Annotated in this window: 17 protein-coding genes; 2 read left to right on the forward strand and 15 right to left on the reverse strand. The window is 59.6% G+C overall.

Annotation, left to right across the window (positions count from 1 at the left end; all coding sequences use genetic code 11):
* Window positions 1-124 precede the first annotated feature (124 nt).
* Window positions 125-1,078, forward strand: coding sequence for a LysR family transcriptional regulator (locus tag GOB82_RS04990; protein WP_166120502.1), 954 nt, complete (start codon window positions 125-127; stop codon window positions 1,076-1,078).
* A gap of 71 nt (window positions 1,079-1,149) precedes the next feature.
* Here GOB82_RS04990 and GOB82_RS04995 read toward each other — a convergent pair whose 3' ends face one another.
* Window positions 1,150-1,986, reverse strand: a complete 837-nt coding sequence (locus tag GOB82_RS04995) for a DUF3108 domain-containing protein (protein ID WP_166120505.1) — start codon at window positions 1,984-1,986, stop codon at window positions 1,150-1,152.
* Between the two features lie 69 nt (window positions 1,987-2,055).
* On the reverse strand, window positions 2,056-2,853 hold the full coding sequence (locus GOB82_RS05000) for an IclR family transcriptional regulator (protein WP_166120508.1): 798 nt from the start codon (window positions 2,851-2,853) through the stop codon (window positions 2,056-2,058).
* A 269-nt stretch (window positions 2,854-3,122) separates the two neighbouring features.
* On the opposite strand from GOB82_RS05000, the gene GOB82_RS05005 reads away from it, so the two are divergent.
* Window positions 3,123-3,608: a glutathione peroxidase gene (locus tag GOB82_RS05005; protein ID WP_166120511.1), complete on the forward strand. Its 486-nt coding sequence runs from the start codon at window positions 3,123-3,125 to the stop codon at window positions 3,606-3,608.
* A gap of 47 nt (window positions 3,609-3,655) precedes the next feature.
* Here the strand turns inward: GOB82_RS05005 and GOB82_RS05010 are convergent, their stop codons facing one another.
* From GOB82_RS05010 to nuoG, 13 genes are all read right to left on the reverse strand, one after another.
* The gene (locus tag GOB82_RS05010) at window positions 3,656-4,339 is read right to left on the reverse strand and encodes an ABC transporter ATP-binding protein (protein WP_166120514.1); all 684 of its coding nucleotides are present in this window, start codon (window positions 4,337-4,339) and stop codon (window positions 3,656-3,658) included.
* Complete coding sequence (locus GOB82_RS05015) at window positions 4,332-5,579, reverse strand: lipoprotein-releasing ABC transporter permease subunit (RefSeq protein ID WP_166121057.1); 1,248 nt, start codon at window positions 5,577-5,579, stop codon at window positions 4,332-4,334. Before GOB82_RS05015 ends, GOB82_RS05010 begins: the two co-directional genes overlap by 8 nt.
* A 2-nt stretch (window positions 5,580-5,581) precedes the next feature.
* On the reverse strand, window positions 5,582-6,898 hold the full coding sequence (gene proS, locus GOB82_RS05020) for a proline--tRNA ligase (protein ID WP_166120517.1): 1,317 nt from the start codon (window positions 6,896-6,898) through the stop codon (window positions 5,582-5,584).
* 166 nt (window positions 6,899-7,064) lie between these two features.
* Complete coding sequence (locus GOB82_RS05025; RefSeq protein WP_166120520.1) at window positions 7,065-8,711, reverse strand: ribonuclease J; 1,647 nt, start codon at window positions 8,709-8,711, stop codon at window positions 7,065-7,067.
* Window positions 8,712-8,719: 8 nt separating this feature from the next.
* Window positions 8,720-9,532: a type III pantothenate kinase gene (locus tag GOB82_RS05030; RefSeq protein WP_166120523.1), complete on the reverse strand. Its 813-nt coding sequence runs from the start codon at window positions 9,530-9,532 to the stop codon at window positions 8,720-8,722.
* On the reverse strand, window positions 9,516-10,283 hold the full coding sequence (locus GOB82_RS05035; protein WP_166120526.1) for a biotin--[acetyl-CoA-carboxylase] ligase: 768 nt from the start codon (window positions 10,281-10,283) through the stop codon (window positions 9,516-9,518). The genes GOB82_RS05030 and GOB82_RS05035 overlap by 17 nt, the downstream gene beginning before the upstream one ends.
* Window positions 10,280-11,722 carry an NADH-quinone oxidoreductase subunit NuoN gene (gene nuoN / locus GOB82_RS05040; RefSeq protein ID WP_166120529.1) on the reverse strand — a complete coding sequence of 481 codons (1,443 nt, stop codon included), beginning with the start codon at window positions 11,720-11,722 and terminating at the stop codon, window positions 10,280-10,282. Before nuoN ends, GOB82_RS05035 begins: the two co-directional genes overlap by 4 nt.
* 61 nt (window positions 11,723-11,783) lie before the next feature.
* Entirely contained in the window at window positions 11,784-13,724 is a 1,941-nt protein-coding gene (gene nuoL, locus GOB82_RS05045; RefSeq protein ID WP_166120532.1) for an NADH-quinone oxidoreductase subunit L, read from the reverse strand.
* Window positions 13,725-13,732: 8 nt separating this feature from the next.
* Entirely contained in the window at window positions 13,733-14,056 is a 324-nt protein-coding gene (nuoK, locus tag GOB82_RS05050; RefSeq protein WP_194300375.1) for an NADH-quinone oxidoreductase subunit NuoK, read from the reverse strand.
* Window positions 14,053-14,766, reverse strand: a complete 714-nt coding sequence (locus tag GOB82_RS05055; protein WP_166120535.1) for an NADH-quinone oxidoreductase subunit J — start codon at window positions 14,764-14,766, stop codon at window positions 14,053-14,055. Before GOB82_RS05055 ends, nuoK begins: the two co-directional genes overlap by 4 nt.
* Before the next feature lie 36 nt (window positions 14,767-14,802).
* Window positions 14,803-15,291: an NADH-quinone oxidoreductase subunit NuoI gene (gene nuoI / locus GOB82_RS05060; protein ID WP_166120538.1), complete on the reverse strand. Its 489-nt coding sequence runs from the start codon at window positions 15,289-15,291 to the stop codon at window positions 14,803-14,805.
* A complete protein-coding gene (nuoH, locus tag GOB82_RS05065) occupies window positions 15,291-16,319 on the reverse strand; it encodes an NADH-quinone oxidoreductase subunit NuoH (RefSeq protein WP_166120540.1) in 1,029 nt (342 codons plus the stop codon). The genes nuoI and nuoH overlap by 1 nt, the downstream gene beginning before the upstream one ends.
* Window positions 16,320-16,325: 6 nt before the next feature.
* Window positions 16,326-18,425 (reverse strand): NADH-quinone oxidoreductase subunit NuoG, encoded by a 2,100-nt coding sequence (gene nuoG, locus GOB82_RS05070; RefSeq protein ID WP_166120543.1) that lies wholly within the window; start codon window positions 18,423-18,425, stop codon window positions 16,326-16,328.
* Window positions 18,426-18,429 lie beyond the last annotated feature (4 nt).

The following is an 18,429-nucleotide window of genomic DNA, read 5'->3' on the forward strand; positions in this document are numbered from 1 at the left end:
GTCACGCCAACAGGGTCTTACAAAGAGATACGGCGCGCCGGGAGCAGGCACCAGGCGCATCAGGATTAAGATAATTTTGCATCCAACGCTATGTATCGCAGGGCATCGGGGTTAAAGTCTCACCATGAGCACAGTGGATCTCAATCTTCTGGCGGCCCTTGATGTGCTGCTTGACGAAGGCAGCGTGACGGGAGCCGCCCGACGCCTCGGCCTCAGCACCTCGGCGATGAGCCGCACGCTTGCACGGCTCCGCGCCGCAACGGGGGACCCGTTGCTGGTCCGGGCCGGCCGCCATCTTGTGGTGACACCTTATGCGGCTGAAATGCGGGATCATGTTCATGATCTGACCCGCACTGTGCAGGCTGTCCTGCGTCCGCGCGTTCAAAATCTGGACCTGCACACACTCGACCGGACGTTTGTCCTGCGCACAAACGAAGGCTTTCTGGACAGTCTCGCGCCCCCACTTGTTGCCGCTGTCATGAAAGAGGCACCGCGCGCACGCCTCCTGTTTACCCCCAAACCCGACAAGGATGCCCTGCCGTTACGGGAAGGGAAACTTGATCTGGAGATTGGCGTGCGCGGCACGTCCGCGCCGGAAATCCGGAGCCGACTCCTGTTCCGGGACACATTTGTGGGCGTTGCGCGGGCCGATCACCCGATATTCGGAGAGGGCGATATCACGGACGAACGCTATGCCGCATATCACCATGTCGCCACCTCACGGCGTGGAGCCTTCTCCGGCCCTGTTGACGCGGCACTGGAGCAGAAGGGGCTGCACCGGACTGTGTCCGTGGTTGTGCCCGGATTTCCAGATGCGCTTCAGATCGTGCGGCATTCGGACCTGCTCACCCATGTTCCGCAGTCCTGCCTCACCGGCAGCCCTGCGTGCGATGCCACAAAATCAGCCGGGCTGAGAGCCTTCACGCTCCCCTTCAGCACACCCGAAATCGTCATTTCGGCCATGTGGCACCCGCGTATGGAGGCTGACCCCGCTCATCGCTGGCTGCGGGACACCGTTCAGGCAGTTTGCCGTGCCATGAGACCCCGGCAACGGCCTCCCCTGACCGATCTTCCCTGACCAACCTGAAATTATCCGCGTTCTGACGCGCCTTCCCGGAAAACCGGCACTCCCGTGCCGGAAACCTTTACTCAGCTCGCCTGTTGGGGTGGACCGTCCATCACAATGGTGATGCGCCCGAGCTTGGGGTGATCCACCTCCACCCGCACGGCCACAAACCCGGCCTCTCCCACTTTTTCAAACCATGCGCGCCCCGGCTGCGGGTTGCGCAGTTTGCTTTTCTCGCTGGAAAATTTGAAGCCCTCTGTCTGCTGGGCAACAAAATCACAACGCAGCGCATCTTCACCCCAATCCAGCGGGCCGCCGGAAGGAATGTGCTGCAACCCTGCGGGATGAATGGAAAGCGTGCTCAGGCGCATGCCATCAAACACTTTTTCCTGCCCGCCACAGCTCTGGGATGTGCGCACCTGATGCAGGAGGTTCATCAGGGCGGACAGGGTATCAATGGCACCCAGCTTATCTGCTGCCGGGACGCTTTCCCGATCGGTCTCAACAGGGTCAATCAGCGTGACCTCCGGCATCTGGTCCCGATAGACAACCGACACATGCCGGTTCCGGCCACGGGACCACCCCGCACTGTCGAACAGGGCAGGCTCCACCTCTGCCCCGCTGAAATGCCCCTGCGCGCTGGTCTGCAAATTGGTTTTCATGAACATGCCAAAAAAACCGCCCGTTTTGACCCGCGCCGTAATGCCATACTGAGACTCGCTCAGCCGGTAAGAGGCCTGAATATCCATGACATTAAAGCCATGCGCATAAACGCGGTATTTCACGATGGTCTGGGGCAGCACCCCATCCGCTCGCGCGGGAGCCGCGGAACCGCCCCCCAGCAGAAAAACCGTGCACAGACCCGGCATGAAAGACCGCAGAAGCGCAGTTCCACCAGAGAGCAAACGTAAACGCGGCATAGTATTCCTTTTCAATCCGCCAACCTGAGGTGCCTTCCAGCCGGAAGGACTGTCTCGGAGCCAGACGTTTCAGGCAGACTCGCCCTTCTCCACGCGATACCCTAACCGGCGGGAAAGAGCCTGCGCCAGAGCCTCCGCCATTTTACCAAGCTGGCTGACCTCATACCGGCCAAGCTCGGTCTGTGGCAGGCTCAGACCAACCCCGGCAACCATCCGCCCGGAATGATCCCGGACCCCGGCCCCGAAGCACCAGAGGCCATCATGAACCTGCTCATCATCCACGGCGTACCCTCGCTCCCTGATCTCGGCAATCTCCCGCACCAGCGTGGTGACAGAGCGGATACCATGCGGTGTCAGCGGTTCCGGCCAGGTTGAAGCCGGGTGCAGGGTCAGCCATTCCCTGAACGAGGTATCATCCATCTCCGCCAGCATGGCATTCCCTGTTGCCGTAAAAATGGCAGGCAAATGCATCCCGACGCGGAAGGATGCCCCCAGCACTGTGGCGCTGTTACGGCAGGCCACGTAGACCACATCCGTATCTTCCAGCAGCGTGAGCGTGACGGTGAAGGCCGCGAGATCTGAAAAACTCTCCAGAGCCTGATAAAATTCAGTCACCAGATCCCGGCTTTCCGTGACTCCGGTAGCCCAGTCCGCCAGCCGCGCCCCAAGACGATACCCCTGCAGGCTCGTTTTCTCCAGCAAACCAAGCTCCACCATCACCGCCACAAGGCCATGAACCGTGCTGCGGGGCAATTCAAGCTGGCGGGCAATATCCGCCGCCAACGGCGGGCGCTCAGCGCTTTTCACCAGATCGAGAATACGCACGGCGCGACGCAGGGCGGGCACAGAATCATGAGATGGGGTCATGCCGAGTCTTATTTTCCTTGTTGACAAAGAGGGCTCATACCCTCATATTCGAAATACGGGATCGAGTTCAATATAATGAACAATAAAAATCAGAACTCGATCCTTCATCACAGAGCGATCTGGTGGAAGCCTGACAAGAACCCGGAACAGGGCAGCAGGCTTCCCCCCGGCTTTTCCAATCACACACCATCTACTCGCCCCCTTGAATGTCCTGCGCTAAACACAGCAGGGACAAACCCTGTCAATGCAATAGAGATGAGTGCCGGACCGTGACGACAATCTACGACTTCACACTTCCCGCCCTTGAAGGCGGTGAGATCAATCTGGCTGAGTATCGCGGTCGTCCCATTCTTATTACCAATACGGCCTCCAAATGTGGTTTCACCCCGCAATATGAAGGGCTGCAAGCCCTGTGGTATCAGTTCCGCAGCATGGGGCTGATTGTTATTGGTATTCCCAGCAATGATTTTGGCCAGCAGGAACTCGGGTCTTCCTCTGAAATCGCTGCTTTCTGCCACAGAAATTATGGGGTCAGCTTTCCGATGGCGGCCCGCAGCCCTGTTCGGGGGGCGCAGTCGATCCCCCTGTTCCGCTGGCTGGACAAGGAATGCGGCTTTCTGGCCCGCCCCCGCTGGAATTTCTATAAATATCTGACAAACCGCACCGGCAAGCCCGTGGCGTGGTTTTCCAGCATTACGCCCCCCACCTCTGCCCGTGTCAGCAATGCTGTTGAACGCGTGATCCTGAACCCCTGACCGGGGCTCAGGTCATCTTGCCTGAGCCGTAAAAGAACGCCGGGGTTTTAGCGCGGGACGATCAACCCGTCCCGCAGTGTCACCACGCGATCCATGCGGCTCAGAAGTTCTTCATTATGCGTGGCAACTAGTGCCGCCAGCCCCTGCCCACGCACTGCGGCCATCAGTTCTGAAAACACGGCGTCTGCCGTGCGCACGTCCAGATTGCCTGTCGGCTCATCCGCCAGCAGGAGAGCCGGATTATTGGCCAGCGCCCGGGCAATGGCCACGCGCTGCTGCTCCCCGCCGGAGAGTTTACCCGGCAGATGGCTGACACGATGCGCCAGACCGAACATTCCCAGCAATTTTTCCGCTTTCTGGCGGGCATCCGGCTTGCGCACACCTGCAATCATCTGCGGGAGCATGACATTCTCACGCGCTGTGAATTCAGCCAGCAGGTGATGAAACTGATAGACAAAGCCGATCTGGTCCCGCCGCAGCGCAGTCCGGCCCACCTCGGCAAGGCCCCGCGTCTGTTTGCCGCAGATCTCGATTTCGCCTTCATCCGGCGTATCCAGCAGGCCCGCCAGATGCAGCAGGGTCGATTTCCCTGTGCCGGACGGCGCGACAAGAGCCACAATCTCACCGGCATGCAGGCTGAAATCCACCCCCTGCAAAACGGGCAGTGTGCCGTCTTCCCCGCTCCGATAGGTCTTCTTCACGCCGCGCAGGCTGAGGGCGACATTACTCATGGCGCAGGGCCTCCACAGGGTCAGTTTTTGCCGCACGCCAGGACGGGTAGAGTGTTGCCAGCAGGGAAAGCGCAAGGGCGATCACAATCACTTCCCCCACCTGCCCCCACACCAGTTTGGCGGGCAGATGCTCAAGGTAATATACCTCGGGGTTGAAAAGATTTGTGCCTGTCAGCTTCTGAAGGGCCACGCGAATACGCTCGATATTCTCACAGAACACCACCCCCAGCACGGTGCCGACCACAGTCCCTGTGACACCAACCGAGGCCCCGCACATCAGGAAAATGCGCAGAATTGCTCCCCGGCTGGCCCCGATGGTGCGGAGCACGGCGATATCGCCCGTCTTGTCCTTCACCATCATGATCAGGGAGGACACAACGTTAAACGCCGCCACCAGAATAATCAGTGTCAGGATGAGGAACATCACATTCTGTTCCACCTGCACCGCGCCAAACAGGGCATTGTTCGCGTTTGTCCAGTCCAGCACCCGCAGGCCGGGCTCACCAACAGCGTTGACAATGCGCATCGTGACCGGGCGGATGTTCTGCTCATCCGTCACCATGACCTGAATCTGGGTCACTTTATCCGGCATCTGGAAATAGACCTGCGCCGCGTGCATCGGCACGAACACGTAGCTGGAATTATAGTCGTTCACGCCCGCATCAAAAATGGCCACCACACGATAGGCCCGCACCCGTGGCACGGTGCCAAACGCCGTGGCAGCCCCATCGGGCGAGACAAGCGTGATGCGTGAGCCGATGGAAAGCCCGGCACGGTCGGCCAGTGTCACACCAATGGCGATGGAATCATCACTGCCGAAATCATCCAGCGTGCCTGCCACAAGGGAAGAACTCACCCCTTTAAGGTCAAGCAGCCCCTGCCGTGTCATGCCATGCACCACACCGCCAGAACTGTAGGACCCGGCGCTGAGCAGCACCTGTCCTTCAATCAGCGGTGTTGCACTGATAACGCCCGGAACCTTGCGCACCTTTGCCGCGACATCCTCATATTGAGAGATCGTGCGGCCCGTGCCGTAAATGCTCAGATCCCCGTTCAGGCCAAGAATGCGGCTCATCAGGTCTGCCTGAAAGCCATTCATGACCGCCATGACGATAATGAGTGTCGCCACCCCGAGGGCAATCCCCACAAGCGAGAAGATGGCAATCACGGAAACAAAGCGTTCCCCACGCCGTGCCCGGAGGTAGCGGCCTGCCACGGCCCGCTCGAAGGGACCAAACATCATCAGCCTGCCAGCACCAGAGCGAGGGCTTCTTCCACGCTCACGTCCTGACGTTCACCGGTAGCGCGGCGCTTGAGCTCCACGCGGCCTTCCTTGGCGCTGCGCGGCCCGACCACAATCTGCCAGGGGTGGCCCATCAGGTCCGCATCCGCGAATTTCGCCCCGGCGCGGTCTGTCCGGTCATCATACAGGAAGGCTTCCGTGTTGGTGTTGTAGATCCGCTCACACACGGCATCACAGGTTTCATCACCAACCTTCAGGTTCAGGATCGCGGCGCGGAACGGAGCCACGGCATCCGGCCAGATAATACCGGCCTCATCATGGCTGGCCTCGATAATCGCTCCCGCCAGACGGGAAACACCAATGCCGTAGGAGCCCATTTCCGGGTAAACCGGCGCGCCCTCCGGTCCGCTGACCGCGACATCCATGGACTGCGTATATTTGGTGCCAAAGTGGAAAATATGCCCCACTTCCACGCCGCGCCCTTCCCGACGGCGCGCCTCGGGCACGGACTCCCACGCAGTGGTATCGTGCATTTCATCGGTTGCGGCATAGGGTGTGGTCACGCGGGTGTAGAAGGCTTCCAGCGCCTTGGGGTCTTCCACATCCACCGGCTCATCCAGCCAGTCCTGCTCTTCCAGAGCGGCATCATAAAACACGCCGCTTTCCCCTGTGGGGGCAAGGATCAGGAATTCGTGGCTCAGTTCCCCACCAATCGGCCCGGTATCGGCCCGCATGGGCACCGCCCGCACGCCCAGACGCTGGAACGTGCGCAGGTACGCCAGCAGCATACGGCGATACGTGGCCACGGCGGAGTCATAATCCAGATCAAAGCTGTAGGCATCTTTCATCAGGAATTCGCGGCCGCGCATCACACCAAAACGGGGGCGCATTTCATCGCGAAATTTCCACTGGATATGATACAGCACCTGAGGAAGATCCTTGTAGGACTTCACGGCCTGCCCGAACAGATCGGTAATCATTTCCTCATTGGTCGGCCCGTAGAGCAGTTCCCGCTTGTGGCGGTCCTGAATACGCAGCATTTCCGGGCCATAGGCATCATACCGGCCAGAACGCTTCCACAGATCAGCGGACTGAAGAGTGGGCATCAGCACTTCCTGCGCGCCAATACGGTCCTGCTCTTCCCGCACGATCTGGCTGATGTTGCGCAGAACCTTCAGCCCGGCAGGCAGCCATGCATAAATGCCGGATGCCGTCTGCCGGATAAGCCCGGCCCGCAGCATAAGACGATGCGAGACGATCTGCGCCTCTGCCGGGTTTTCCTTAAGCGTGGGAAGAAAACTGCGCGAAAGACGCATGATACACTCAGCCTTGTCTGGCAGGTGAGGCCACAGGCGGCCTCACTCTGAAATTCTAGTCTTTATCTGCTCTAAAACAGTGCGCGGACAAAGAAAACCCGCCTGACGCGGGTCTCCTTTTCATCACTGTTTCTGCCCTGCTCCGTGCAGGGGCATGTTCTGTGCGTCAGACGCGCAGAACATGCACGTCCACCAGCGGACGCTTCTGAAGTTTGCGGCCAAGTGCGCGGCGCAGCGCGGTTTTGGCGGCATCACGGAAAGCCTGGTCATCCCCGCGCAGTTCATCCGGAATCACGTCAATCGCATTGGCGAATTCTTCGCGCACGCGCACGCTTTCCAGATCATCCGGGTCCAGCAGGCCGGGTGCGCTGACTTTGGGCTCACCAATCACGAAGCCTTCATCATCCACCGCGAAGCTGGCAATCACCACACCGTTGAACAGCATCTTGCGGCGTGCCGCCAGAACACCACCGTTCATGGGCAGCAGACGGCCCCCATCCAGCGCCAGACGGCCGCTCGGGGCGGTATCCACCACTTCAACCTTGCCGGGGGACAGACGCAGGATATCCCCATCTTCCAGCAGAATCGGGGCAATTCCTTTTTCCTGTGCCAGAGCGGCATGCGCTGTAAGGTGGCGCCATTCTCCATGCACCGGGACGGCATATTTCGGCCGCACCAGATCATACATGGTGCTGACATCACCCGCCGTTGCATGGCCGGAGACATGCACGAACGCTTCCTTGTCCGTGATCACGGTCACGCCGCGACGGGACAGATTATCCTGCACCGCCATAATGGCGCGCTCGTTCCCCGGAATCATGCGGCTGGAATAAATGACCGTATCGCCCTCACCGAGGGACACATTCGGGTGCATATCCAGCGCAATACGGGAGAGAGCTGAACGCGGTTCACCCTGACTGCCGGTAATGATCATGACGAGCTGATTATCAGGCACATCATTCACATCCTGTTCCGTCAGGAACGGCAGCACCCCGGAGAGATACCCGCATTCACGCGCCGCCACATCCAGATTGCGCAGGGAGCGGCCAACCAGCACCACCGTGCGGCCCGCAGCCTGTGCCGCCATGGCAATGGTTTCCACGCGCGCCACGTTGGAGGCAAAGCAGGTGACAGCAATGCGCCCCTTCAGCCCGCTGATCAGGTCCGTCATGCTCCGGCGGACTTCAGCTTCGGACTGGGATGGGCCGGGCTTCATGACGTTCGTGCTGTCACACACCAGCGCCAGAACGCCTTCATCCCCCACTTCCTTCAGACGCTTGATGTCTGTCGGCGGGCCGACCAGCGGATCCGGATCCAGCTTCCAGTCCCCCGTATGCACCACAACGCCTTCCGGCGTGCGCAGCACAACAGCCTGCGCTTCCGGCACGGAGTGGGTTACGGGAATGAATTCCAGATCAAACGGGCCGACTTCAAAGCGGCCGGCACACGGAATAACGTGAATGAGCACCTGCTGGAGCAGGCGCGCTTCCGCCAGTTTGCGGCGCAGCACAGCCGCGGCAAACGGTGTCAGATAAACCGGGCACTGCAGCAGCGGCCACAAATGGGCCACGGCCCCAATATGGTCTTCATGCGCGTGGGTAATTACCAGCCCGGCAAGCTTGTCCTTGCGCTCGGCAATAAAGGTGGGGTCGGGCACCAGGATTTCCGCTTCCGGGGTGTCGTTCCCGCTGAAGCCAATCCCGCAATCTATGGCCAGCCAGGTTTCCCCAAGGCAATAGAGGTTCAGATTCATGCCGATCTCACCCGTCCCGCCTAGAGGCAGAAAGGCCAGACCGCCGTTCTCTTCTTTCATCAGTATCGTTATCCTTCTGTCAAAAAATCTTTTTCGATTGTGAGACGCGGCAGGGGATTCCGCCCCGCCAATATCCGCAGGCCGTTCAGGGTCAGCATTGAATCCACATGATCAAACACCGTCGTACCTTCTGAGAAGAGCGGAGCCAGACCGCCAGTTGCGAGCACCTTCATGGTCTGCCCGACTTCCAGCCTGATCCTCTCGACGATCCCCTCGATCAAACCGACATACCCCCAAAACACGCCTGACCGCATGGCCGCGACCGTATTGCGCCCGATGACGGACTCCACCGCCGGGCGGCCAACGCCTATTCTTGGCAACCGTGCGGCTGCCTGATGCAGGGCCTCAACCGAAAGATTGATGCCCGGCGCGATCACGCCACCGCAATAACTGCCTTCCACATCCACCACATCAAACGTTGTGGCGGTTCCAAAATCAATCACTGTCAGCGGACCACCGTACAGATGGTGTGCCGCAAGTCCGTTTAACAGGCGGTCCACCCCGACTTCGTCCGGGTTATCCATTTTGATGGAAAAGCCCCAGTCCAGCCGGGCCGACGCCAGCAGCGGCTCTACCGCAAACCACTGGCGGCACAGGGTGCGCAGGTGGTACAGGGCCGCAGGCACCACGGTGCCAATCACAGCCCCTTCAATATCATCCGCCACAATACCCTGCATCTTCAGCAGGGCCAGCAGCCAGACGGCATATTCATCAGACGTGCGCTGGGCCTGCATGGTAATGCGCCAGACACCCCGCCATTTTTCACCATCATGCACGGCAAACACGACATTCGTGTTCCCTGCATCAATGACGAGAAGCAACGTCAGCCCCGTGTTGTGCCAGCAGGATATCTCCTGTTGCGATCGTTTTCATTCCATCTTCCGTCTCAAGCAGAAGCCGGCCATCAGCGGCAAGCCCTGCAAACTGGCCCTTTTCATAAGTAGTCCCGCCGCTTACGACAAGGGGCGTGCCAACAGGATGCGCCCGTTTGCGCCATTCTGCACATAAAGCGGCAAACCCTTCACGGTTCCAGACATCACACCAGTTCGTCAGATGTGCAAGAATGGCCCGCGCCACATCGGCGGAAGACGGCACGGGACCGTAATCCCCCAGCGCGCCCGCTTTCCGGCCAATCTGCGCCTCCTGCGGGGGCTGTGCAAGGTTGGCCCCCATGCCGATGACCAGCATGGTCCCTTCCCGCTCGATCAGAATACCCGCCAGCTTCTGTCCATCAAGCAGAATATCATTGGGCCATTTGATCATCAGATGCTTACGGGCGGCAGGAACGCTCTCTGCCAGCCCTTCAAAAAACGCCAGAGAGGCCACGAAGGGCCATCCGCCCAGCGCGTCCGCCCCTGCTTGCCCTGCATCCAGCAGAACGGAAAACGCCAGGCTCTGCCCGGCATTCGCCCAAGCCCGCCCCCGACTGCCTCGCCCCTTTGTCTGGTGGTGTGCAAGCAGCGCCAGACCCGGAGCCTCTCCGGCCCGGGCACGCTCAAGGCAGATATCAGAGGTTGATGTCAGTTCCTCATAACATTCCAGCCGCCAGGCGGCCGCCTCCGGCTGCGTCATCCGCCAAGAGCCAGAGCAGCCTGCCGGGCCAGAGCCATCAGCGGGCCAAGAGCCAGAACAAAGAACACGGTTGCCAGCCCCATGCTGCCCGAAACAAACACAAGGCTGCGTGCTGGCTGGTCCAGCCTCTCAGCAGAGGCATCAAAATACATAACCTTCACCACCCGCAGATAATAATACGCACCAATCACACTCGAGAGTGCCCCGATCCCGACCAGCACGTAAAGACCGGATTGCCATGCGGCGGCAAAAACCATCAGTTTGCCGAAAAAACCAGCCAGCGGCGGCGCGCCAACCATGCTGAACATGAACACCGCCAGCGCCGCCGCCAGACCGGGGTCTGTCCGCCCCAGCCCGGACAGATCGGCAAGGGATGTCACCTCCCGCCCTTTGCGCCGCATGGCGGTGATCACGGCGAACACCCCGGCGTTCATAACGAGATAGGCCGCCAGATACACCAGCGTGGCCCGCACGCCATTGGTGGACGCCGCAGCCAGACCCATCAGCGCATACCCCATGTGACCAATGGAGGAATAGGCCATCAGGCGCTTGATATTGGTCTGCGGAATGGCCGCGAGCGCGCCGTAAACCATGGAGAGGATGGACAGCGTTTCAATCAGGATCTGCCAGCGGGGGGCCATGGCCCCGAACGGACCGCTCATCACCCGCAGCAGCAGCGCAAAAGTTGCGAATTTGGGAGCACCCGCCATATAGGCTGTCACAGGGGTCGGGGCACCCTGATACACATCCGGCGTCCACATATGGAACGGCACGACGGAAAGCTTGAAGCACAGCCCCACAACAAGAAACACAAGGCCGACCATCAGCCCCACAGGCAGCGCTGTGGTCTGCTGAATGGCCGCAATCAGCCCGCTGTACTCCATGGTTCCGGCGTAACCATACACCAGAGACATGCCATACAGCAGCAGGCCGGACGCCAGAGACCCCAGCACGAAGTATTTCAGCCCGGCTTCGGAGGAGAGCACGTCATCCCGTTCCAGAGCAGCCAGAATGTAGATGGAGAGTGAGGATAGCTCCAACCCGACAAACAACGTCATCAGATTGGCTGAAGAGGCCATGATCATGGCCCCCACTGTTGAAAACAGGATCAGCACCGCTGTTTCAAAAGGCAGGGGCGCACGCTCGTCCGTGCGGTAGCTGACTGTCAGCAGCAGAGCAACCAGCCCGCCCAGCAGAACCAGAATTTTCATGAACCGGGCGAAGCTGTCATTCACGAACGTGCCCGCGTAGGCTGCACCATCCGGCGAGAGGGCCACCAGCACCGCGCACCCCACAAAGGCCGCGATGCTCAGAACGGTGCAGGCCCCAATTCCCTTCCCCGGCCGCTGAAGCACACCAAACACAAGGATAACCAGCCCTGCCAGGGCAAGCGTGATTTCCGGCAGAGCCAGTATCCAGTTGACTGACATCGCGTTCATTGCACGGCACTCCGTTCAGAGCGGAAGGAAACTGAAAAAACAGTGTGACTCATCTGCCGCCTCATCCACACAGAGCCACGGTCAGCACCACGACAAGACCCGCCAGCATGGTAAAGGCATACAGCGCGATGGACCCTGTCTGCAGGCGGACAGCATCGACCGCGCCACTCGCGGTTGCCCGCACCAGATCACGCGGGAGGCCTTCCACTGCCCCTTCTTCCCCATCTTTCCATAGGAAACGGGCAATGGCGGCATAGGGCTTTACGAAAATATGTTCATACAGCTCATCAAAATACCATTTGTTGAGCAGGAACCGGTACACAGGCCCACAGGAACGGGCCAGAGCCTCAGGCAGCCCCGGAGAGGCGATGTAGAACAGGAAGGCCAGTGCGATACCGACCAGCGCCACCAGAGAAGGCAGCAACGCCACCACACCAGGCACCTGCTCAAACGTTTCCATAATGGTGTTTCCGGGGGCATTGAAAATGCTGCCCTGCCAGAACGCGCTCTGCTGTGCGCCAATATAGTACGGGGCAAGAACCAGACCACTCACCACAGCGCCGATCGCCAACAGCACCAGAGGAACGCTCATGAAAAGCGGGCTTTCATGCGCGGCATCCCGCTTCTGCACATCGGCCGGAGCACGGTGGAACACCAAAAACAGCAGACGCCAGCTATAAAAGGCTGTGAGAAAGGCCGTTATAACCCCCAGCATCCAGGCATAGTGGCTCATGCGGCCATCAGCAGCCCACAGGGCATTCAGAATAGCGTCTTTCGACCAGTATCCGGCAAAGGGGAAAACACCTGCAAGCGCCAGACTGCCAATCCACATCACGCCATAAGTCAGCGGCAGTTTTTTCCACAGGCCTCCCATACGGAACATATTCTGTTCATCATGCATGGCGTGGATAACGGACCCCGCCCCGAGAAACAGCAGCGCCTTGAAAAAGGCATGTGTTGTCAGGTGAAAAATCGCAACCTGATACGCACCCACACCCACGGCGGCAAACATGTAACCAAGCTGGGAACAGGTGGAATAGGCAATGGTCCGCTTGATGTCCGGCTGCACCATGCCGACAGTGGCGGCAAAAAAACAGGTTGTGGCACCAATGAAGATAATAAACAGGCGGGTGTTTGGCGCCACTTCCAGAAGGGGGGACATCCGGGCCATCAGAAACACGCCTGCCGTAACCATTGTTGCAGCATGGATCAGCGCGGAAACGGGGGTCGGGCCTTCCATGGCGTCCGGCAACCATGTGTGCAGGAAAAGCTGGGCCGATTTCCCCATAGCGCCGATAAACAGCAGAAAGCAGATGACTTCCAGCATGGGGAAAGAGTGCCCGAACAGCGTATAGAACGCCCCGGCAGCCTGCGGCACAGCCGCGAAAATCTCGTCATACCGCACGGAATGAAACAGAACGTAAATCAGCCCGATGCCCACAATGAAGAACAGATCGGCCACGCGGTTCACCACAAACGCCTTGATGGCTGCGGCCGTTGCGGCAGGGCGGTCATACCAGTACCCAATGAGCAGATAACTGGCGAGCCCCACTCCTTCCCAACCGAAAAACAGCTGGATGAGGTCCGAGGACGAGACCAGCATGAGCATGGCGAACGTGAACAGCGAAAGATACGCGAAAAACCGGTAAACCGGCATGGTTTCATGGCTCATATAGCCAACGCTGTAGCAATGAACCAGCAGGGAAACGCAGAGCACCATGGCACTCATGGTGACGGAGAGCGTATCGAACCGCAGGGTCCATGTCGCATGGAAACCGCCGGCATTCACCCAGTCGGCCAGAGGCACAGCATAGGGACCAAAACCCGATGTCCACCCCCCCCACAGCGCCCCAATTCCGCAAACGGTCGCAGCCCCCATGCACAGCAGCGTGACGGCTTTTGCCAGTGTATCGCCCATCAGGCGGCCACCCAGACCCGCCACAACCGCTCCCGCCAGAGGCAGGAGAATAGCTGCGGCAAACAGGTGAAGATCGGTCTGCATCAGTCCGTTCATCCCTTCATCATCGTGACGTCTTCGACCTGGATCGACCCACGGTTACGGAAATACACCGTGACAATCGCCAGCCCGATGGCGGCTTCCGCCGCGGCAATGGTGAGCACAAACAGCACCATCACCTGCCCGGAAAGATCCGCATGCGCGGAAGAAAACGCCACAAAATTCAGGTTTGCGGCCAGCAGGATAAGTTCCATGGACATGAGAATGATGATGATATTTTTCCGGTTGAGAAAAATACCCAGCACTCCCAGCACCAGAAGGGCCGCACTCACCACCAGATAAGAGCCCAACCCGATAGGGGCGATTGCCGGTGTCATGCGCCTGTCTCCTCTTTTTCCACCGCGGGCTGCCCGGTAGAGCCGTAAGAGCCCGGAACAGCCGTATCGTAATAGGAGGTTTGGGGGCGCAGGAAACCACCTTGCTCCAACACGTTTTCGCCAAGTGGCACACGCACAAGCACCAGCGTTTCTTCAGGTGTGCGCGCATGCTGTTTTTCAATATTCTGACGCCGCCCGCTGCCAGTCTGGCGCAGGGTGAGCACAATGGCGCCGATCATGGCGACAAGCAGCACCAGCCCGCAGGCCTGAAACAGCAGGACATAATGCGTATAGATCAGTGTGCCGAGGGCTGCGGTATTGGTCAGGCCAGGGGCTGCCTGAAGCGGCACGCTCACGCCGGCCGGGGCCATGGTCCAGTGGCTCAGCGCCATGATCAGTTCGGCAAACAGAACGCCCCCCACACAGATACCTATGGGGGCGTGCCGCTGTAATCCTTCCCGCAGTTGCGTGAAATCAATATCCAGCATCATGACAACGAACAGGAACAGCACCGCAACCGCGCCGACATAGACAATGACCAGCAGCATCGCCAGGAATTCCGCCCCGGCAATCAGGAACAGTCCCGCTGCGTTGAAAAATGCCAGAATAAGAAACAGCACCGCATGCACCGGGTTGCGCACACTGATGACCATGGCGGCAGAAAGCAGCAGCACGGCGGCAAAAACATAAAAAACAAGCTGAGCCAACATCAGCCGGCCTCCTGCCCCGTTCGGGGCTGCACGGGGTTAACGGTACGGGGCATCGCATTCCAGCCGGCGGGCCAGCAAGGCCTCCCACTGGTCTCCATTCGCAAGGAGCTTCTCCTTGTCGTACATCAACTCTTCCCGTGTTTCTGTCGCGAATTCGTAATTCGGCCCTTCAACAATGGCATCCACCGGACAGGCTTCCTCACACAGCCCGCAATAGATGCATTTTGTCATGTCGATATCGTAGCGCGTGGTGCGCCGGGAGCCGTCATCCCGCTCTTCGGCCTCAATGGTGATGGCCTCCGCCGGGCAGGTTGCCTCACACAGCTTGCAGGCAATGCAGCGTTCCTCCCCGTTCGGATACCGCCTGAGCGCATGCTCCCCGCGGAAACGGGGGGAGAGCGGGCCTTTTTCATACGGGTAGTTCAGCGTGACCTTGGGCTGAAACATCATTTTGAATGTCGAGGCCATACCGCCAACCAGTTCTGCCAGCAGAAATGAGCGGAACGTGCGCTTCAAGGCACTCATCAGTTTACCCCTCCCACCTGCGGCAAAAGCCCTGTGGCCATCAGGAACCCTGCGGTTGCAATCATCCAGACCAGTGAGAGCGGCAGAAACACCTTCCAGCCAAGACGCATCAGCTGGTCATACCGGAAGCGGGGGAAGGTCGCCCGGATCCAGATAAAAACGAAGAGACAGAAAAGAATTTTAAAAATCAGCCATAGTGGGCCGGGAATCCATGTGAACGGTGCCAACCCCAGCGGCGGCAGCCACCCTCCGAGGAACAGAATGCTGATCATGCCTGACATCAGGATCATGTTCGCATATTCGCCAAGGAAGAAGAGACCGAACGCCAGCGAGGAATATTCCACGAAGAACCCGGCCACGAGTTCACTCTCTCCTTCCGGCAAGTCAAACGGAGCGCGGTTGGTTTCCGCAAGTGCCGAGATGAAGAAAACGATAAACATCGGGAACATCGGCAGGCAGAACCAGACATGGCGCTGCGCGAGCACGATATCATTCAGGTTGAGACTACCCACAGCCAGCAGGACAGAAACGATCACCAGCCCGATGGACACTTCATAAGACACCATCTGCGCGGCGGAACGCAGGCCACCGAGAAAGGCATATTTCGAATTGGACGCCCACCCGGCAATCAGAATTCCGTAGACACCAAGAGAAGAAATGGCGAGCAGATAGAGAATACCCACATTGATATCCGCCACGGCCAGACCATTCCCCGTGGGAATGACGGCCCAGGCCAGCATGGCGAGTGAGAAGGTCAGGAAGGGGGCGAAAAGGAACAGCGCCCGGTTGGCTCCAGCCGGAATAACCGTTTCCTTCATGATCATCTTGATGGCATCCGCAAAGGCCTGAAGCAGACCAAACGGGCCATTCACGTTCGGCCCGCGCCGCCGCTGCATGGCCGCCATCACCTTGCGTTCCATCAGCGTCAGATACGCCACACCAATCAGCAGCGGGACCAGAACAGCCAGCGTTTCCAGCAGCATCAGGATAATCTGGCCCGCCAGGGTATGATAAAAAAACTGTGCCATTCGCCCTTACTCCGCCGCCACTGCCGCTGCAGGCCCGTAAACGCGGGAACATTCCGCCATGGTCGGGCTGGCCCGGCTGATGGCATTTGTCAGGTAATAATCCCGCACCACAGGCCTGAAGGCTCCTGCCTCAACGCGCCCTTCCGGCGCGCTGACCGAAGCCGCCGCAGCGGGAGCAGAAGTCCCCTGCCCGGCAATCTGCGCCGCGGGTTGCAGCCCCCCGCCCCCCTGCCGGAATACCGGATTGATGGCCGCCATACGTTCGCGCACTGCCTCCAGCGTGTCATAAGGCAGCGTCTTGCCCAGCACTTCTGAAAAAGCCCGGAGAATACGCCAGTCCTCCCGCGCCTCGCCGGGCGGGAAAACAGCGCGGAAACTGCGCTGAACACGGCCTTCCGTGTTCACATAGGTGCCGGGTTTTTCCGTATAGGCCGCACCGGGCAGAATGATATCCGCACGGGCCGCTGCGGCATCCCCATGGTGGCCCTGATACACCACGAATGTCTCTGTCCCGATTTTATCAACCGGGAACTCATCCGCTCCCAGCAGCCAGAGAATATCCACCCCGCCACGCAGCATGCCGGACGCCGAGCGCCCACGCAGGCCGGGCACAAGCCCAAGATCCAGCCCAGCCACGCGGGACGCGGCCGTATGCAGGATATTCAGCCCCTGCCAGCCCTCGGCCACGGCTTCACCCTGAGAAAGCAGGGTCTGGCATGCCGCATAAATTCCGGCGGCATCCGGGCGCGTCAGGGCACCATGCCCGAGAATGATCATCGGGCGCTTTGCCTTGCGGAAGGCCTCGGCAAATTCTGAGCCTCCGGCCTGCAGCGCGCCCAGCGCCTCCGGCCCATCCCCCAGAACCGTGACATCATATGTCGGGTCCGTAGGCGGTTGGCCAATCATCCCGATGGGAAAATGCCCCCGCCCGGCAGCAAGAAAGCGCTTGCGGATACGGGCATTGAGCACCGGCGCTTCATGCCGGGGGTGCGTTCCCACCAGCAGAAGGACATCCGCTTCCCCTATGCCGGTAATGCCACTGTTAAACAGATATCCTTCGCGCGAGGTGAGATCATACCACGCGTTATCCTGCCGACAGTCGACATTGGGGGAGCCGAGAGCGGCCATCAGGTCTTTCAGGGCGCACAGGCTTTCCGCATCACACAGATCTCCCGCCACCGCACCAATCTGATAGCCTGCAACACCATCCAGCCTGCGGGCCAGCGCCACAAATGCATCCTGCCAGGAGGCTTCCACAAGCTTGCCATGCACCCGCACCCACGGGCGATCCAGCCGCCTGCGCTTCAACCCGTCAATTGAAAAACGGCCTTTATCAGACAGCCATTCTTCATTCACCTCATCATTCACCCGAGGCACAATCCGCATAACCTCACCGCTACGCGCATGAACCTGAATATTGGTGCCGACAGCATCCATCACATCAATGCTGTCTGTCTTCTTGTATTCCCAGGAGCGACCGTGGAAGGCTGCGGGCTTGGATGTCAGTGCGCCAACAGGGCAGACATCAATCAGATTGCCTGACAGCTCGGACGTCAGGGCCTTTTCCACATAGGTGGTGATCTCAGCGTTTTCCCCGCGAAACACCATGCCCAGTTCCGGCGTGCCAGCAACCTCCGTGGTGAAGCGCACACACCGCGTGCACTGGATGCAGCGCGTCATGACGGTTTTGACCAGCGGGCCAATATCCTTGTCCGTCACGGCCCTCTTTGCTTCGTGGTAGCGTGAGATGCCCGTGCCGTAACCGTATGCCTGATCCTGCAGATCACACTCACCGCCCTGATCACAGATCGGGCAATCCAGCGGGTGGTTAATCAGCAGAAATTCCATCACGGCACGCCGGGCGCGCCGCACAACTTCCGTATCCGTCAGGATTTCCATCCCTTCGGACACGGGAAAACCGCAGGAGGCAACAGGCTTTGGCGCACGCGCCACCTGCACAAGGCACATCCGGCAATTCCCCGCGACCGAGAGCCGCTCATGGTAGCAGAAGCGCGGGATTTCCTTCCCTGCGGCCTCGCAGGCCTGCAAGGCGCTGAAATCGGGCGGCACATCAACCGGAGTGCCATCAACAATCACCCTCACCATAGCC

It is taken from the genome of Acetobacter farinalis (assembly GCF_011516935.1).
Taxonomy (GTDB): Bacteria; Pseudomonadota; Alphaproteobacteria; order Acetobacterales; family Acetobacteraceae; genus Acetobacter; species Acetobacter farinalis.

Excerpts from the sequence above, each read along its gene's own strand:
- nuoG (WP_166120543.1), bottom strand. The coding sequence starts at position 18,425 with ATGGTGAGGGTGATTGTTGATGGCACTCCGGTTGATGTGCCGCCCGAT.
- nuoL (WP_166120532.1), bottom strand. The coding sequence starts at position 13,724 with ATGCAGACCGATCTTCACCTGTTTGCCGCAGCTATTCTCCTGCCTCTG.
- GOB82_RS04990 (WP_166120502.1), top strand. The coding sequence starts at position 125 with ATGAGCACAGTGGATCTCAATCTTCTGGCGGCCCTTGATGTGCTGCTT.
- nuoI (WP_166120538.1), bottom strand. The coding sequence starts at position 15,291 with ATGAGTGCCTTGAAGCGCACGTTCCGCTCATTTCTGCTGGCAGAACTG.
- GOB82_RS05010 (WP_166120514.1), bottom strand. The coding sequence starts at position 4,339 with ATGAGTAATGTCGCCCTCAGCCTGCGCGGCGTGAAGAAGACCTATCGG.
- GOB82_RS04995 (WP_166120505.1), bottom strand. The coding sequence starts at position 1,986 with ATGCCGCGTTTACGTTTGCTCTCTGGTGGAACTGCGCTTCTGCGGTCT.
- proS (WP_166120517.1), bottom strand. The coding sequence starts at position 6,898 with ATGCGTCTTTCGCGCAGTTTTCTTCCCACGCTTAAGGAAAACCCGGCA.
- GOB82_RS05015 (WP_166121057.1), bottom strand. The coding sequence starts at position 5,579 with ATGTTTGGTCCCTTCGAGCGGGCCGTGGCAGGCCGCTACCTCCGGGCA.
- GOB82_RS05055 (WP_166120535.1), bottom strand. The coding sequence starts at position 14,766 with ATGTTGGCTCAGCTTGTTTTTTATGTTTTTGCCGCCGTGCTGCTGCTT.
- nuoN (WP_166120529.1), bottom strand. The coding sequence starts at position 11,722 with ATGAACGCGATGTCAGTCAACTGGATACTGGCTCTGCCGGAAATCACG.
- nuoH (WP_166120540.1), bottom strand. The coding sequence starts at position 16,319 with ATGGCACAGTTTTTTTATCATACCCTGGCGGGCCAGATTATCCTGATG.
- nuoK (WP_194300375.1), bottom strand. The coding sequence starts at position 14,056 with ATGACACCGGCAATCGCCCCTATCGGGTTGGGCTCTTATCTGGTGGTG.
- GOB82_RS05025 (WP_166120520.1), bottom strand. The coding sequence starts at position 8,711 with ATGAAAGAAGAGAACGGCGGTCTGGCCTTTCTGCCTCTAGGCGGGACG.
- GOB82_RS05000 (WP_166120508.1), bottom strand. The coding sequence starts at position 2,853 with ATGACCCCATCTCATGATTCTGTGCCCGCCCTGCGTCGCGCCGTGCGT.
- GOB82_RS05035 (WP_166120526.1), bottom strand. The coding sequence starts at position 10,283 with ATGACGCAGCCGGAGGCGGCCGCCTGGCGGCTGGAATGTTATGAGGAA.